Source organism: Anaerotalea alkaliphila, from assembly GCF_010179735.1.
GTDB lineage: Bacteria > Bacillota > Clostridia > Lachnospirales > Vallitaleaceae > Anaerotalea > Anaerotalea alkaliphila.
This window is the reverse complement of sequence record NZ_JAAEEH010000018.1, coordinates 1-14,706: the sequence shown is the minus strand read 5'-3', so window position 1 is coordinate 14,706 and position 14,706 is coordinate 1. Positions and strand designations below refer to the sequence as shown.

The window sequence follows — 14,706 nt, the reverse complement described above, 5'->3', positions numbered from 1 at the left end:
CCCGGGGCTGTTCATGAAAAAGAACTTGCAAAGGAAGGGGGGCTATGGTATCATCTTCCTTGAAAAAACAAATGTTTTTCCAGAAAAAACAAAACATGGAAGGACAAGGCCCAGGGCCGGAAGCAATAGGTGAAAAAATGGCGGATCATGTAAATTACTATATCATCAAGAAGCGGGCATTGCCGGAGGTTTTCCTCAAAGTGGTCGAAGCCAAGCACCTGATCGAAAAGGAAAAGGCCATGACCATACAGGATGCGGTGGATGCGGTGGGCATCAGCAGAAGTTCCTTTTACAAGTACAAGGACTGCATCTTTCCGTTCTATGAGCACACCAGAGGCAGTGTGATCACGGTAGCCATGAAGATAGACGATGAACCGGGGGTTTTGGCCAGCGTCATCAATGCCATTGCCGCCTTCAAGGCGAACATCCTCACCATCCACCAGTCCATCCCCATCAACGGCGTGGCGGACATCAGCCTGAGCGTGGAGATCCTACCCAACACGGGAGAGGTCCAGGAACTGATCAACGAAATCGAAACATTCGAGGGCATCCATCAAATCAAAATCTTGGCAAGGGAGTAGGCAGATGATAAAAATTGCGATTTTAGGATATGGAACCGTTGGCTCGGGAATCTACGAGGTCCTGGAGACCAACAAGGAAAGCATCACAAAGAAAGCGGGGCACGGGATTTCGGTCAAGTACATCCTGGACCTGAAGGACTTTCCCGGCACCCCAATCGAGAAGCTTGTGACAAAAAACTACAACGAAATCCTGGAGGACCCGGAGGTGCAGGTGGTCGCCGAGGTCATGGGAGGGGTGGAACCCGCCTATACCTTCGTGAAGGGGGCCCTGGAGAAGGGGAAGAGCGTGGTCACTTCCAACAAGGAGCTGGTGGCCAAGCATGGGGCAGAGCTTCTGGAAACCGCCCGGGCGAACAAGGTGAACTTCCTGTTCGAGGCAAGCGTAGGCGGAGGAATCCCCATCATCCGTCCCTTGAACCAGTCCCTGACGGCGGACGAGATTTATGAGATCACCGGCATCCTGAACGGAACCACCAACTTCATCCTCACCAAAATGTTCAATGAGGGGAGGGAATTCGAGGAGGTGCTGAAGGAAGCCCAGGAGCTGGGATATGCGGAGCGGAACCCCGCCGCGGATGTGGAGGGGCACGACGCCTGCAGGAAGATCGCCATCCTTTCCTCCCTCGCATTCGGCATGAACGTGTCCTACGAGGACATCCATACGGAAGGGATCACCCGCGTTTCCACCAGGGACATGGAGTATGCGAAGCATCTGGGATGTGAAATCAAGTTGCTGGCCACCAGCAGGAAGCAGGACCACAAGGTGTACGCCATGGTGGCGCCCATGATGATCGGCAAGGAGAATCCCCTCTCCAATGTGCATGACGTGTTCAACGCCATTTTTGTCAAGGGGAATGTGATCGGCGACGTGATGTTCTACGGACGGGGAGCCGGAAAGCTTCCCACCGCCAGCGCGGTCGTAGCCGACATCGTGGACGTGGTGAAGCATATGGGCACCAGCATCATTTCCCATTGGAGCACGGAAAAGATGGAGCTCATGGATACGGAAAAGATTCCCGCGACCTATTTTGTGACGGTGAAGACCGATTTCCATGCGGCCATCCGGGATGCGGTGAACAAGGTCTTCGGCGAGGTGGAATTCGTGCAGCTGGAGGGCGTGGAGGACGAGATCGCCTTCATCAGCGGGAAATCCACCGAAGGGGACCTGCAGGAGAAGGTGCGGAAGTTGGCCCAGGAAGCCCCTGTGACGGAAATCGCCAGTGTCCTCCGCATGGAAAGGTAGAGGTGCGGCAATGAAATACATTGTGATTCTGGGAGACGGGATGGCGGACGAGCCCATCCCCTCCCTGCAGAACAAGACGCCTTTGGAGGTGGCCGCGAAGCCGGCCATCGACTATCTTGCCAGCCACGGCGAAGTCGGCCTGGTCAACACCATACCGGCCCACATGTCGCCGGGAAGCGATACGGCCAACCTTTCGGTCATGGGCTACGATCCCCAGGTCTACTACACGGGAAGGTCCCCCCTGGAAGCCGTCAGCATGGGAATCCATATGGAGGAGACGGACATCTGCTTCCGGTGCAACCTGGTGACCCTTACGGAAGAGGAGCCGGTCTATGAAGAGAAGCGGATCCTGGACCACAGCGCGGACGAAATCACCTCCGAAGAGGCGAAGGTCCTGATCGAGGCCATCCAGGAAGCCTTCGGGGACGAGGAAATCTCCTTCCATCCGGGGGTCAGCTACCGGCACGCCCTGATCTGGCACCACGGGTCCATGCAGGTGACCCTGACCCCGCCCCATGACATCCTGGAAAGGACCGTCGGGGGTTACATGCCCAAAGGGGACAACAGCGACCGGATCCATGCGATGATGGCGAAAAGCTATGAAATCCTGAACAACCATCCGGTGAACCTGGACCGGGCCGCAAGAAGCCTCCGCAAGGCCAACTCCCTCTGGATCTGGGGAGAGGGGAAGAAGCCCCAATTGCCCTCCTTCCAGGAGAAGTACGGCATGAAGGGAGCCATGATCTCCGCCGTGGACCTGCTCAAAGGGATCGCCATCGCCGCGGACATGAAAAGCATCGATGTGGAGGGCGCCACAGGCAACATCCACACCAATTACGAAGGCAAGGCCCAGGCCTGCGTCGATGTGCTGAAGGAAGGGTATGACTTCGTCTATGTCCACATCGAAGCACCGGACGAATGCGGCCACAGGGGGGAAACCGCCAACAAGGTGCGTTCCATCGAGCTGCTCGACCAGCGGATCGTGAAGCCCATCATGCAGCAGATGGACGATGCGGGATTCGAATACAAGATCATGGTCCTCCCGGACCACCCCACCCCCATCGCCTACAGGACCCATACCCGCACCCCCGTACCCTACCTGATATACAAGAGTGCGGGAGACACCTGGACGAACCACCGCTACGATGAAAAATACGCGAAAACCACCCACCGGTTTTTCCCCGAGGGACACAAACTGATGGATTATTTCTTGGACCACTGAGCATGGGCCGACCATAGGCTGGAATGGAAGAATGGAGGAGAACAAGTGCTAATCGTAAAGAAATTCGGCGGAAGCTCCGTTGCCGACAAGGAGCGGATCTTCAATGTGGCAAACAGGATTCTGGAGGACTACAAGGCAGGCCATGAAGTTGTGGTGGTCCTTTCGGCCCAAGGGGACACGACGGACGACCTTCTGGAAAAGGCCAAGGAAATCAGCGCGAGCCCATCCAAGCGGGAGATGGACATGCTGCTTTCCACGGGGGAACAGCAGTCGGTGGCCCTGATGGCCATGGCGCTGGAGACACTGGGATATCCGGCCGTGTCCCTGAACGCCTTCCAGGTGGGGATGACGACCAGCTCCACCTACGGCAACGCCCGGTTGAGGAACATTGAGACCGACCGGATCCAGGCGGAACTGGACAGGAAGAACATCGTCCTGATCACGGGATTCCAGGGGGTGAACCGGTACGACGACTTCACCACCCTGGGACGGGGTGGATCCGACACCACGGCGGTGGCCCTGGCCGCAGCGTTGAAGGCGGACAAGTGCGAAATCTTCACCGACGTGGACGGCGTCTACACAGCAGACCCCCGTGTGGTGAAGCATGCACGGAAATTGGCTGAAATAACCTATGATGAAATGCTGGAGTTCGCGTCCCTGGGAGCCCAGGTCCTCCACAACCGTTCCGTGGAGATGGCGAAGAAATACGGTGTGGAATTGGTTGTGTTGTCCAGTCTAACCAGAGCTGAAGGTACAATTGTCAAGGAGGAAACGAAAGTGGAAAAAATGTTGGTGAGCGGCGTCACAGCCGACAAGAATGTTGCCAGGATCGCAGTGGTGGGCCTCAAGGACGAGCCTGGAAAGGCGTTCGAGCTCTTCTCCCTGTTGTCCAAGAAGAACATCAACGTGGACATCATCCTGCAATCCATCGGACGGGAAGGGACAAAAGACATCTCCTTCACCGTGGGCAGGGACAACCTGAAGGAAGCGGTCCAGAGCCTGGAAGAGCACAAGGAGCGCCTGGATGCCCAGAGGATAGAAGTGGACGAGCATGTGGCGAAGGTTTCCCTGGTGGGAGCGGGCATGGCCTCCAACTCCGGCATCGCCACCAAGATGTTCGAAGCCCTCTATGACGCAGGCATCAACATCAAAATGATTTCAACTTCAGAGATAAAGATTTCCCTTTTGATCGATGAAAAGGACGCAAACGAGGCGACAATCGCCATCCACGACGCTTTCAAATTGTCCGGGGAATTATAAGAACAGAGGCCTATCCCCGGGGATGGGCCTCTTCATTTAGGAGAAGAGCATGCAGATCATAGACATTTTGGCAAAAGAATTCGGCATCGGAACCTGGCAGGTGGAAAGCACCGTGGCCCTGGTGGATGCGGGAAACACCATCCCCTTCATCGCGCGGTACAGGAAGGAGGCCACAGGTTCCCTCAGCGACGAAGTGCTTCGGGACCTGGAGGAGCGGCTGCACTACCTGCGGAACCTGGAGGAAAAGAAGGCCCAGGTCGCGGGAGTCATCCGGGAGCAGGGAAAGCTGACCCCCGCGCTGGAAAGGCAGATCGACCAGGCGAAGACCCTGGTGGAAGTGGAGGACCTCTACCGGCCCTACCGTCCCAAAAGGCGGACCCGGGCCACGGTAGCCAGGGAAAAAGGCCTGGAACCCCTGGCCCGGATGATCCTGAACCAGGAGGAGGGGGACCTGGGGAAAAAAGCGGAAGCCTTCGTGGACCCCGCCAAGGAAGTGGGCACGCCGGAAGAGGCTTTGGAAGGCGCCCTGGACATCGTGGCGGAAACCATGGCGGAACACCCCGCCCTGCGGAAGGAGCTCAGGGGGCTGACAATGGAGGAAGGGTTCTTGGTTTCCAAGGCGAAGGACGGGAAACTCCCCTCCACCTTCGAGGGATACTACGACTACAGGGAAAGGCTGAAGTCCATCCCTTCCCATCGGATCCTGGCGGTCAACCGGGGGGAAAAGGAGAAGTTCCTGACCGTGAAAATAGAGGTAGACGGGACTGCCCTCCTCCAAAGGATGCACAAGTTCCATCCCCCCCGCAAGGGCTCCCATGCCGGGAGGTTGTTGGAGGAAGCCATGGAGGACGCATACAAGAGGCTCATAGCCCCCTCCATCGAAAGGGAAGTGCGCAGCGACCTGACGGAAAAGGCCGAAGACGGAGCCATCAAGGTCTTTGGAAAGAACCTGGAGCAGCTGTTGCTCCAGCCGCCCATTCCCGGCAAGGTGGTGCTGGCGCTGGACCCGGCCTTCAGGACGGGATGCAAGGTGGCCGTCGTGGACGGGACCGGAAAGGTTCTGGAGACGGGGGTGGTCTATCCTACGAAGCCTGTGGCCAAGGTGGCCGAAGCCAAGGCGGTCCTGGGCAGGATGATCAGGACCCACCAGGTGGACCTGGTGGCCATCGGGAACGGGACCGCCTCCCGGGAAACGGAAGCCTTCGCTGCGGAAATGCTCAAGGAGCTGGACAGGAGGGTCCCCTATGTGATCGTCAACGAAGCCGGCGCATCCGTATACTCCGCCTCCAAGCTGGGGACCGAGGAATTCCCTGAATTCGACGTATCCTTGCGGAGCGCGGTCTCCATCGGCCGAAGGATCCAGGATCCCCTGGCGGAGCTGGTGAAGATCGACCCCAAATCCATCGGCGTGGGGCAATACCAGCACGACATGAACCAGAAGAAGCTCAGCGACACCCTGCACAATGTGGTGGAGGACGCGGTGAACCGGGTGGGGGTGGATGTGAACACGGCCTCCCCCTCCCTCCTCCAGTATGTGGCCGGAATCAGCAAGCCCATCGCCACCACCATCGTGGCCTTCCGGGAGAAGGAGGGGAAGTTCAAGGACAGGAAGTCCCTTCTGGCGGTTCCCAAGCTGGGGGCCAAGACATTCCAGCAATGTGCTGGATTCCTGCGGATCAAGGACGGGGGAGAGCCGTTGGACAATACGGGGGTGCATCCGGAAGCCTACGGCGCCACACGGCAGATGCTGAAAATGGCCGGCATCCGGCTGGAAGGCGGGAAGGGCATCGATCCCGGGGCCCTGCGCAAGGCGGCCGGAGGGCTGGACGCTTTGGCCCGATCCATCGGTGTGGGGATCCCCACACTGGAAGACATCCTGCAGGAGCTGGAAAAACCGGGAAGGGATCCCCGGGAAGAGCTTCCACTGCCGGTGCTGCGGACGGACGTCCTGTCCATGGAAGACCTGCGGGAAGGGATGGTCCTGAAAGGGACCGTCCGCAACATCATCGATTTCGGCGCCTTTGTGGACATCGGCGTCCATCAGGACGGCCTGGTGCACATCTCCCAAATCTGCAGGAAATTCATCAAACACCCGCTGGAAGTGCTGTCCGTAGGGGACGTGGTGGAAGTCCAGGTCCTCGCCGTGGACCTGGGGAAGAAACGGATTTCCCTCTCCATGCTGCTGTAACTTGGCATTGATTGGACAAATAAAAGATGTTATAATGCAATCGTATTATGGCGGGAAGGAGAATCCATGCAAGAAATCCATGAGGCAACCGTAAAGATCAATGAAAAGGACATCTTCAACTTCATGGCGACCCATTCCCTGACAAAGAGGGGCGACCTGATTTCCTTCCTGTTCGGAGTGACGGCCCTGCTGGTTCTGCCTTTTTTTGCGGTCCTGGAGAACTGGTTCGCCGTGGTGCTGCTGTTCGGCGTGGGAACGGGATTCGTCGTGGCCACACCGGCGGGCATGTACATGAACGCCAGGAAACAGGCCAAAATCAATCCGGTATTCAAGAAGCCCATCACCTTCCGGCTGGACCGGGAAGGGATGGCCGTGCACCAATACACAGGGGAACTGCAACTGGAGTGGAAGAAAATCCTCCGGGTGCTGGAAAACAAGACCTGCTTCTTTTTCTACGTGAATGGGGAGCAGGCCTTGATTCTGCCCAAAAGGGCGTTTGAAGACAAAGAAGGCCTGGACGCCTTCCGGAATCTGGTGGAGGAATCCGTCGATGGAAGGTACCAGGCATATTTCTTGGAAGGGCAGGAGAAACCATTATGGAATACCATACGCACAATCCTAGGCAAACCCAAGAGCTCGCACAAGCCATAGGGACCAAGGCCCGGGCCGGACAGGTCTTTTGCCTGGTGGGGGACCTGGGGGTGGGGAAGACCGTGTTCACCAAGGGATTCGCGAAAGCGCTGGGCATCCGGGAGGATGTCACCAGCCCCACCTTCACCATAGTCCAGGAGTACAGGCAAGGACGGTTGCCCTTTTACCATTTTGACGTGTACAGGATCGAGGATCCCATGGAAATGGAAGAGATCGGCTACGAGGACTATTTCTATGGGGAAGGCGTGGCCTTTGTGGAATGGGCCGACAAGATCCGGGGCCTCATCCCACCGGAAGCCGTATGGATCCACATGGAAAAGGACCTGGAACGGGGTCTGGACTACCGGAGGATCCGGGTGGAAGGACTGGGGGAGGTGGAGCAATGAAGATACTTGCGATAGAAAGCTCCGGCATGGCCGCTTCGGTGGCGGTCGTCACCGAAGACCAGGTCCTGGGGGAATATACCCTGAACCACAAGCGGACCCATGCGGAGACCCTGATGCCCCTGGTGAAGTCCCTGGTGGATGCCTTGGGCATGACGGTGGGGGACCTGGACGGCATCGCGGTGTCCGCAGGGCCCGGATCCTATACGGGACTTAGGATCGGCAGCGCATCCGCCAAAGGCCTGGCCCATGTGCTGGGCATCCCCCTCTGGCCCGTTTCCACGCTGGAAATCCTGGCCTACAACGCCAACCCCCAGCCCGGTGTGGTGTGCGCCATGATAGACGCCCGGCGGAAGGAAGTCTACACGGCCACCTATCGATGGGAGGGGGAGCGGCTGGTCTGCGTGGAAGAACCCAGAAACATCCCGCTGGTGGAGACGCTGGAAAGGCTCAAGGCCTACGGGGAGGGGCCGATCCTCCTGGTGGGGGACGCCACCCGGGCGCATGGGGATCTGATCCGGGAGACCATGGGGGATGTCCCCTGCCGGCTGGCCCCCGCGCATCTGAACATGCCCAGAGCGTCCGCTGCGGCCATGCTTGTTTTCCAGGAGGAGATCCAGCAGGAAAGCTATCTGGAGCACCATCCCGATTACATGAAAAAGACCCAGGCGGAACGGGAATATGACGCCCTCCACGGGCAGGAGGAAAGTGGGGAGCTGCGCATCCGTCCCCTGGAGGAAGGGGACCTGGAGGGGATCGCCCTGCTGGAAAGGGAGGCGTTCAGCACACCCTGGAGCCGGGAAGCCTTTGAAAAGGAATTGCACAGCCCCCAGTCCAGGATGCTTGTGGCGGAAAAAGGGGGCAGCCTGCTGGGCTATGCCGGCCTTTGGAAGGTCCTGGACGAGGGACATTTCACCAATGTGGCGGTACGGAAAGAATCCCGGGGACAGGGTGTCGGAAAGGCGCTGGTACAGGAACTGATCTCCCGGGGGGAAGAGGAGGGCCTGGAAAGCTTCACCCTGGAAGTCCGAAGAAGCAACGGGCCGGCCCTGGGATTATATGAAAGCTGCGGCTTTGCCGTGGAGGGGATCAGAAAAGAGTATTACATGGAACCGACGGAGGACGCCCTGCTGCTTTGGAGGCGAAAATTGTAAACGAACTATTGGAGGTCGCATATGAATAAGGTAGAAAACCAAACCATCAACGCCATCCGCATCCTGTCCGCAGAGGCGGTGCAGAAGGCGAACTCGGGGCACCCGGGCCTGCCCATGGGAGCCGCTCCCATGGCCTATGCCCTGTGGGCGAAGGAAATGCGCCACAATCCGGCGAATCCCCAGTGGACGAATAGGGACCGGTTCGTCCTGTCCGCCGGCCATGGATCCATGCTGCTTTATTCCATGATGCATCTCTTCGGATACGGATTGACCATCGAAGACCTGCAGGGGTTCAGGCAATGGGGGAGCCAGACCCCGGGCCATCCGGAATTCGGCCACACCCCGGGGGTGGAAATCACCACAGGACCGCTGGGGGCGGGCTTCACGGCCGGCATCGGCATGGCAATGGCGGAAGCCAACCTGGCCGCCAAGTTCAACAGGGAGGGCTATCCGGTCATCGACCACAACACCTACATCCTGGTGGGGGACGGATGCCTGATGGAGGGCATTTCCAGCGAGGCGGCCTCCCTGGCGGGAACCTTGGGACTGGGAAAGGTCATCACCCTCTACGACTCCAACCGGATCACCATCGAAGGCAGCACGGACATCGCCTTCACCGAGGATGTGGCGAAGCGCTTTGAAGCCTACCATTGGCATGTGGTGGAAGTGGAGGACGGAAACGACGTGGACGCCATCCAGGAGGCCCTCCGCCAGGCGAAGGCGGAAAAGGAAAGGCCCTCCTTGGTCATCGTGAAGACGGAAATCGGCTACGGTTGCCCCGCCAAGCAGGGAAAAGCCAGCGCCCATGGGGAACCCCTGGGAGTGGACAACCTGAAGGCCGCCAAAGGGAACCTGGGATGGCCCTTGGACAAGGAGTTCCATGTCCCTGACGAGGTCTATACCCATATGGAGGCCCTGTCCGCCCAGGGTGCGGCCAAAGAAGAGGAATGGAACCGCCTGCTCGCCGCCTACCGGGAAGCCCATCCGGAATCCGCAAGGGAGCTGGAACATTTCCTGAGTGGGGAAGTGGACGTGGATGCCTTGGACAGCGAGGAATTCTGGAGCTTCGAAGCCAAGCCGAACGCCACCAGGGCCGTATCCCACACGGTCATCCAGAGGCTTGCGGCGGTCGTGCCCAACCTGTTCGGGGGATCGGCGGACCTGGCTCCTTCCACCAAGACCATCATGGAAGGGAGGGGGGACTTCAACAAAGGGAACCCCGGAGGCATGAACCTGCATTTCGGCGTCCGGGAGCTGGCCATGGCTGGGATCGTCAACGGCATCGCAGCCCATGGCGGACACAAGCCTTATGCGGCCACCTTCTTCGTATTCAGCGACTACATGAAGCCCATGATCCGCCTGGCCGCCCTGATGCAGCTGCCGGTGACCTACGTGCTCACCCATGACAGCATCGGCGTGGGGGAAGACGGCCCCACCCACCAGCCGGTGGAGCAGCTGGCCAGCCTGCGGAGCATCCCGAACCTGGTGGTCTTCCGTCCGGCGGACGCCAAGGAAGTGGCGGCGGGATGGTATCATGCCATGACCAACGGTACCGCGCCCACAGCGCTGGTGCTGACCAGGCAGAACATCCCCCATTATGGGAACACGGGCAGGGATGCCCTGAAGGGAGCCTATGTCCTTTTGGATTCCAAAGGAGGCACACCGGAAGTGATCCTCATCGCCAGCGGTTCCGAAGTGGAGTTCGCCTATGGGGCGGGACTGCGGCTCCAAGACGAAGGGGTGGACGCCCGGGTGGTGAGCATGCCCTCCATGGAGCTTTTCGAAGCCCAGACGGAGGAGTACAAGGAAAAGGTCCTTCCCAGGGCGGTAACCAAGCGGGTGGCCGTGGAAGCGGGAACCTCCTTCGGATGGCACAAATACACCGGATTGGACGGGAAAATCATCGCCATCGACACGTTCGGGGCATCGGCGCCCGCCAAGGTGGTGTATGAAAAATTCGGAATCACGACAGAGAACGTCTATGAAGCGGCAAAATCCCTTTAAGGTGGAGGGGGGCGGCCGGTCCATCCAGGCGTGCGTTAGAAAGAGGCTGTTATGTTAGATATATGTTTGCTGGGTACGGGGGGGATGATGCCCCTGCCCTACCGGTGGCTGACTGCCATGATGGCCAGGCACAATGGAAGCAACCTGCTCATCGATTGCGGGGAAGGCACCCAAATCACCATGAAGCTCCAGGGATGGAGCTTCAAGGCCATCGACATCATCTGTTTCACCCATTACCATGCGGACCACATCAGCGGTCTGCCGGGACTGCTCCTGACCATCGGCAACTCCAACAGGGAGGAACCCTTGACGCTGATCGGCCCCAAAGGACTCAAGAAAGTGGTTTCCGGGCTGCGTTCCATCGCCCCGGAACTTCCTTTCCCCCTGGAGTTCATCGAACTTTCGGAAAAGCAGGAGAGGATTTCCATCAAGGGATACCAGCTGGAGGCTTTCCGTGTGGACCACAAGATCGCCTGCTACGGCTACACGATTCAGATCGACCGGCAGGGCAAATTCGACGTGGAAAGGGCCAAAGCCCAAGGGATTCCCATGCCGTTCTGGTCCAGGCTCCAAAAAGGGGAAACCATCGAGGCGGACGGAACCGTCTACACCACAGAAATGGTCCTGGGACCTCCCCGGAAGGGGATCAAGGTGGGATATTGCACGGACACCCGACCCATACCGGCCATTGCGGACCATGTCCAGGGTGCGGACCTGTTCATCTGCGAAGGGATGTACGGGGAGCCGCTGGAGGAAACCAATGCAAAGGAATACAAGCACATGACCTTCCAGGAAGCGGCCTCCCTGGCCAAAAAGGCGGAGGTGGGGGAACTTTGGTTGACCCACTTCAGCCCTTCCCTGGTATATCCGAAGGAATTCCTGGACGTTGCCAGGAAGGTCTTCCCAAGGACCGTCATCGGCAAGGACCGGATGACGAAATCCTTTCATTTCGAGGAGGATTAGAATGGAGGTTGACATGGAGGAGCATATGCAAGAAGAAACCATCAGGATTCTGGCCATCGAAACATCCTGCGACGAGACCTCCGCGGCGGTGGTGGAGAACGGGACACGCATCCTTTCCAATGTGATCTCCTCCCAGATCGACCTGCACAAGAAATTCGGCGGCGTGGTGCCGGAACTGGCCTCCAGGAAGCACATGGAAAAGATGGATCCGGTGATCCAGGAAGCCCTGGAACAGGCCGGAACCACTTTCCGGGACCTGGACGCGGTGGCCGTCACCTACGGCCCCGGGCTGGTGGGGGCCTTGCTGGTGGGAGTCTCCGAAGCCAAGGCCATGGCCTATGCCATGGGCAAACCCCTGATCGGCATCCACCATATCGAAGGCCATATCAGCGCCAACTACATCGAACATCCCGACCTGAAACCGCCCTTCCTCTGCCTGGTGGTCTCGGGAGGACACACCCACCTGGTCCACGTGAAAGACTACGGGCACTATGGCGTCATCGGCAAGACCCGGGATGACGCCATAGGGGAAGCTTTCGACAAGGTGGCCAGGGCCATCGGCCTGGGGTATCCAGGCGGCCCGGCCATCGACAGGATCGCCAGGGAGGGGAATCCGGACGCCATCCGCTTCCCCAGGGCGTTCATGGAGGACGGGCCCTACGACTTCAGCTTCAGCGGGGTGAAATCCGCGGTGCTGAACTACCTGAACCAGGCAAAAATGCGGGGGGAGACCGTGGTCGTTGCGGATGTGGCGGCATCCTTCCAGAAGGCTGCCGTGGAGGTGCTGGTGAAAAAGACCATGAAGGCCGCAAAGAACCATGGGTTCGACACGATAGCCCTGGCGGGGGGCGTGGCGGCCAACAGCTGGCTCCGGGAGAGTCTGGGGGCAGCCTGCAAGGAGGCGGGGATCGGTTTCCACCATCCCTCCATGCTCTTCTGCACGGACAATGCCGCCATGATTGGAACCGCCGCCTACCATGCCTACCGGCAGGGGGTCCGCCATGGGCTGGACCTGAACGCGGTTCCCGACCTGAAGCTCCCGGAGTGAACCTGGACGGGCATTCCGGCAACAAAGAAAAGCGCCTGCCCTTTCCGGTTCCGGAACAGGCAGGCGCTTTTCTGCGATTCTCGTGCAGGAGCCCTAAACGATGGTCGGCGGCGTGAAGGTCCGTGCGGCCAGCTCCCCGTCCAGGTCATAGATGACGCTGGTGTCGCCGGCGGCACGCTTGAGCTTGGTCAGCAGCCCCTTGAAGGTGGCCATTTCCTCCACCTGCTCGTCCACGAACCATTTCAGGAAGCTGATGGTGGCATGCTCCCGTTCTTCGGTGGCGATGTCCATCAGCTTGTAGATCCTGTCGGTGACAAAATGCTCATGCTCCAGGGTCTTTGCGAACAGGTCCACCAGATCCGCATATGCGGCGGGGGGTGTCTCGTAGCCTTTCACCACAATCCGCGCATCCATGTCGTTCACGAAGTTGAAGAAGCGCATGGCGTGGAAACGCTCCTCTTCCGCCTGGACGGTGAAGAAGTTGGCAAAGCCGTCCAAATCCTGGTCGTAGCAGTAGGCTGCAGCCGCAAGATACAGATGTGCGGAGTAGAATTCGTACATGATCTGATCATTGATTTCGTCGGTCAATTTTTGGCTCAACATTTGGAATACCTCCTTTTTTGGAATCAATCGACTCCCTATGGGAGCCGCAACCCCATTATAGCAGAATGTTCTGTCAAGTGGAACTGTAAATCGGGAAAGGAAGACATTTTTATGGAAGAAAAAGGAAAAATCCACGTGGCTGTGATCATCCCCGCGGCCGGTTCCGGAAGCAGGATGGGGCTGGACACGCCCAAACAGTTCCTCCGGATCCGGAACAAGCCCCTGCTGGTCCACGCCCTGGAGCGGTTCCAGGAGTCGGAGGACGTCCAGGAGATCATCCTTGTCACGGGCAGGGAAGACATCCCCTGGGTGACCGCTAAGATCGTGGAGGCCTACGGGCTGGAGAAGGTGCGCAAGGTGGTGGAGGGAGGCAGGGAGCGCAAGGATTCCGTCTATGCGGGAATCCTGAACCTAAGCCCCCAGGCCACCCATGTGCTGGTCCACGACGGAGCCCGGCCCTGCCTGTCCCGGGAGCTGATCCGCCGGATGGTCCAAGGAGCCGTGGAAAAACGGGCCTGTGTGCCCGGCGTGCCCCTGAAGGACACGGTGAAGACGGTGGACAGGGAGGGAAGGGTGCTGGGTACGCCCCCCCGGAATTCCCTCTCCGCCATCCAGACGCCCCAGGCCTTCTCCAGGGAGGTGATCGAGGAGGCGTACACCCTGGGGATCGCCAGTTCCCGGGAAGCCACCGACGACGCCATGATGGTGGAGCTGTTCACGGACACCCCCGTCCATGTCCTGGAGGGGGAAAACCGGAACATCAAGGTGACCACGAAAGAGGACCTGGAGACCGTGGAAAGGTGGCTGGGAGAGGCTGAAAACAGCCTGTGAAAAAGAGGTAAAGAAATTGTGTGTTTTCGCTTGACAGTTCCAGACAGATGTGATAAATTAATTAAGCGCTAAGCACTGGAGAGGTGTCCGAGTGGTTTAAGGAGCTAGTCTTGAAAACTAGTGATCCTGCAAGGGACCGTGGGTTCGAATCCCACCCTCTCCGCTCGAAAACCTGGTTTTCGGCATAGTCGCCACATGGAGAAGTACCCAAGCGGCTGAAGGGGCTCCCCTGGAAAGGGAGTAGGTCGTTAATAGCGGCGCGAGGGTTCAAATCCCTCCTTCTCCGTTGATTTCAAGAAAGAAACAAAACATTCAAAATTTTTTGAAATCAATGATTGACACGGTAAACGAAGATGTGCTATACTACGTTTCGTTGGTCAAACAAGCCAAGCAAAACAAGCAGCAACACAAGCAGGACCTTGAAAATTGAACAGTGAAGAATAAATCAAAAACAACGTAATTCCAAGACTAAACCCGCGAAAGCGGAAGGTCAGAGTTTATGCTGCCGGAGAGAACTTTTTATGAGAGTTTGATCCTGGCTCAGGATGAACGCTGGCGGCGTGCCTAACACATGC

General features: G+C 58.4%; 13 protein-coding genes and 2 tRNA genes. 14 read left to right on the top strand and 1 reads right to left on the bottom strand.

The window, feature by feature from the left end; genetic code table 11:
* Window positions 1-137: 137 nt before the first annotated feature.
* The 11 genes from GXN74_RS07770 (at window position 138) to tsaD (ending at window position 12,697) form a co-directional block, all read left to right on the top strand.
* Complete coding sequence (locus GXN74_RS07770) at window positions 138-581, top strand: ACT domain-containing protein (RefSeq protein ID WP_162370368.1); 444 nt, start codon at window positions 138-140, stop codon at window positions 579-581.
* A gap of 4 nt (window positions 582-585) precedes the next feature.
* The gene (locus tag GXN74_RS07765) at window positions 586-1,824 is read left to right on the top strand and encodes a homoserine dehydrogenase (protein ID WP_162370367.1); all 1,239 of its coding nucleotides are present in this window, start codon (window positions 586-588) and stop codon (window positions 1,822-1,824) included.
* A gap of 10 nt (window positions 1,825-1,834) precedes the next feature.
* Window positions 1,835-3,046: a cofactor-independent phosphoglycerate mutase gene (locus tag GXN74_RS07760; RefSeq protein ID WP_162370366.1), complete on the top strand. Its 1,212-nt coding sequence runs from the start codon at window positions 1,835-1,837 to the stop codon at window positions 3,044-3,046.
* Window positions 3,047-3,091: 45 nt separating this feature from the next.
* Window positions 3,092-4,306 (top strand): aspartate kinase, encoded by a 1,215-nt coding sequence (locus GXN74_RS07755; protein ID WP_162370365.1) that lies wholly within the window; start codon window positions 3,092-3,094, stop codon window positions 4,304-4,306.
* 49 nt (window positions 4,307-4,355) lie between these two features.
* Window positions 4,356-6,494 carry a Tex family protein gene (locus GXN74_RS07750; protein ID WP_162370364.1) on the top strand — a complete coding sequence of 713 codons (2,139 nt, stop codon included), beginning with the start codon at window positions 4,356-4,358 and terminating at the stop codon, window positions 6,492-6,494.
* A 66-nt stretch (window positions 6,495-6,560) separates the two neighbouring features.
* Entirely contained in the window at window positions 6,561-7,145 is a 585-nt protein-coding gene (locus tag GXN74_RS07745; RefSeq protein WP_162370363.1) for a YcxB family protein, read from the top strand.
* The gene (tsaE, locus tag GXN74_RS07740; protein WP_162370362.1) at window positions 7,091-7,531 is read left to right on the top strand and encodes a tRNA (adenosine(37)-N6)-threonylcarbamoyltransferase complex ATPase subunit type 1 TsaE; all 441 of its coding nucleotides are present in this window, start codon (window positions 7,091-7,093) and stop codon (window positions 7,529-7,531) included. The genes GXN74_RS07745 and tsaE overlap by 55 nt, the downstream gene beginning before the upstream one ends.
* Window positions 7,528-8,682: a tRNA (adenosine(37)-N6)-threonylcarbamoyltransferase complex dimerization subunit type 1 TsaB gene (gene tsaB / locus GXN74_RS07735; RefSeq protein ID WP_162370361.1), complete on the top strand. Its 1,155-nt coding sequence runs from the start codon at window positions 7,528-7,530 to the stop codon at window positions 8,680-8,682. Before tsaE ends, tsaB begins: the two co-directional genes overlap by 4 nt.
* A 21-nt stretch (window positions 8,683-8,703) precedes the next feature.
* Window positions 8,704-10,686 (top strand): transketolase, encoded by a 1,983-nt coding sequence (tkt, locus tag GXN74_RS07730; RefSeq protein ID WP_162370360.1) that lies wholly within the window; start codon window positions 8,704-8,706, stop codon window positions 10,684-10,686.
* A gap of 51 nt (window positions 10,687-10,737) precedes the next feature.
* Complete coding sequence (locus tag GXN74_RS07725) at window positions 10,738-11,649, top strand: ribonuclease Z (protein ID WP_162370359.1); 912 nt, start codon at window positions 10,738-10,740, stop codon at window positions 11,647-11,649.
* A 1-nt stretch (window position 11,650) separates the two neighbouring features.
* Window positions 11,651-12,697 (top strand): tRNA (adenosine(37)-N6)-threonylcarbamoyltransferase complex transferase subunit TsaD, encoded by a 1,047-nt coding sequence (gene tsaD / locus GXN74_RS07720; RefSeq protein WP_425481837.1) that lies wholly within the window; start codon window positions 11,651-11,653, stop codon window positions 12,695-12,697.
* Window positions 12,698-12,790: 93 nt separating this feature from the next.
* Here the strand turns inward: tsaD and GXN74_RS07715 are convergent, their stop codons facing one another.
* Window positions 12,791-13,300 (bottom strand): ferritin, encoded by a 510-nt coding sequence (locus GXN74_RS07715; RefSeq protein WP_162370358.1) that lies wholly within the window; start codon window positions 13,298-13,300, stop codon window positions 12,791-12,793.
* Between the two features lie 111 nt (window positions 13,301-13,411).
* On the opposite strand from GXN74_RS07715, the gene ispD reads away from it, so the two are divergent.
* The 3 genes from ispD (at window position 13,412) to GXN74_RS07700 (ending at window position 14,417) form a co-directional block, all read left to right on the top strand.
* Complete coding sequence (gene ispD, locus GXN74_RS07710; RefSeq protein ID WP_162370357.1) at window positions 13,412-14,131, top strand: 2-C-methyl-D-erythritol 4-phosphate cytidylyltransferase; 720 nt, start codon at window positions 13,412-13,414, stop codon at window positions 14,129-14,131.
* 77 nt (window positions 14,132-14,208) lie between these two features.
* Window positions 14,209-14,294, top strand: a tRNA-Ser gene (locus tag GXN74_RS07705).
* 34 nt (window positions 14,295-14,328) lie between these two features.
* Window positions 14,329-14,417: transfer RNA gene (locus GXN74_RS07700), tRNA-Ser, on the top strand.
* Window positions 14,418-14,706: the final 289 nt, after the last annotated feature.

Coding starts and splice junctions, on each gene's coding strand:
- tkt (WP_162370360.1), top strand. CDS start 8,704: ATGAATAAGGTAGAAAACCAAACCATCAACGCCATCCGCATCCTGTCC.
- ispD (WP_162370357.1), top strand. CDS start 13,412: ATGGAAGAAAAAGGAAAAATCCACGTGGCTGTGATCATCCCCGCGGCC.
- GXN74_RS07750 (WP_162370364.1), top strand. CDS start 4,356: ATGCAGATCATAGACATTTTGGCAAAAGAATTCGGCATCGGAACCTGG.
- GXN74_RS07725 (WP_162370359.1), top strand. CDS start 10,738: ATGTTAGATATATGTTTGCTGGGTACGGGGGGGATGATGCCCCTGCCC.
- GXN74_RS07745 (WP_162370363.1), top strand. CDS start 6,561: ATGCAAGAAATCCATGAGGCAACCGTAAAGATCAATGAAAAGGACATC.
- GXN74_RS07715 (WP_162370358.1), bottom strand. CDS start 13,300: ATGTTGAGCCAAAAATTGACCGACGAAATCAATGATCAGATCATGTAC.
- tsaB (WP_162370361.1), top strand. CDS start 7,528: ATGAAGATACTTGCGATAGAAAGCTCCGGCATGGCCGCTTCGGTGGCG.
- GXN74_RS07765 (WP_162370367.1), top strand. CDS start 586: ATGATAAAAATTGCGATTTTAGGATATGGAACCGTTGGCTCGGGAATC.
- tsaE (WP_162370362.1), top strand. CDS start 7,091: ATGGAATACCATACGCACAATCCTAGGCAAACCCAAGAGCTCGCACAA.
- GXN74_RS07760 (WP_162370366.1), top strand. CDS start 1,835: ATGAAATACATTGTGATTCTGGGAGACGGGATGGCGGACGAGCCCATC.
- tsaD (WP_425481837.1), top strand. CDS start 11,651: ATGGAGGTTGACATGGAGGAGCATATGCAAGAAGAAACCATCAGGATT.
- GXN74_RS07770 (WP_162370368.1), top strand. CDS start 138: ATGGCGGATCATGTAAATTACTATATCATCAAGAAGCGGGCATTGCCG.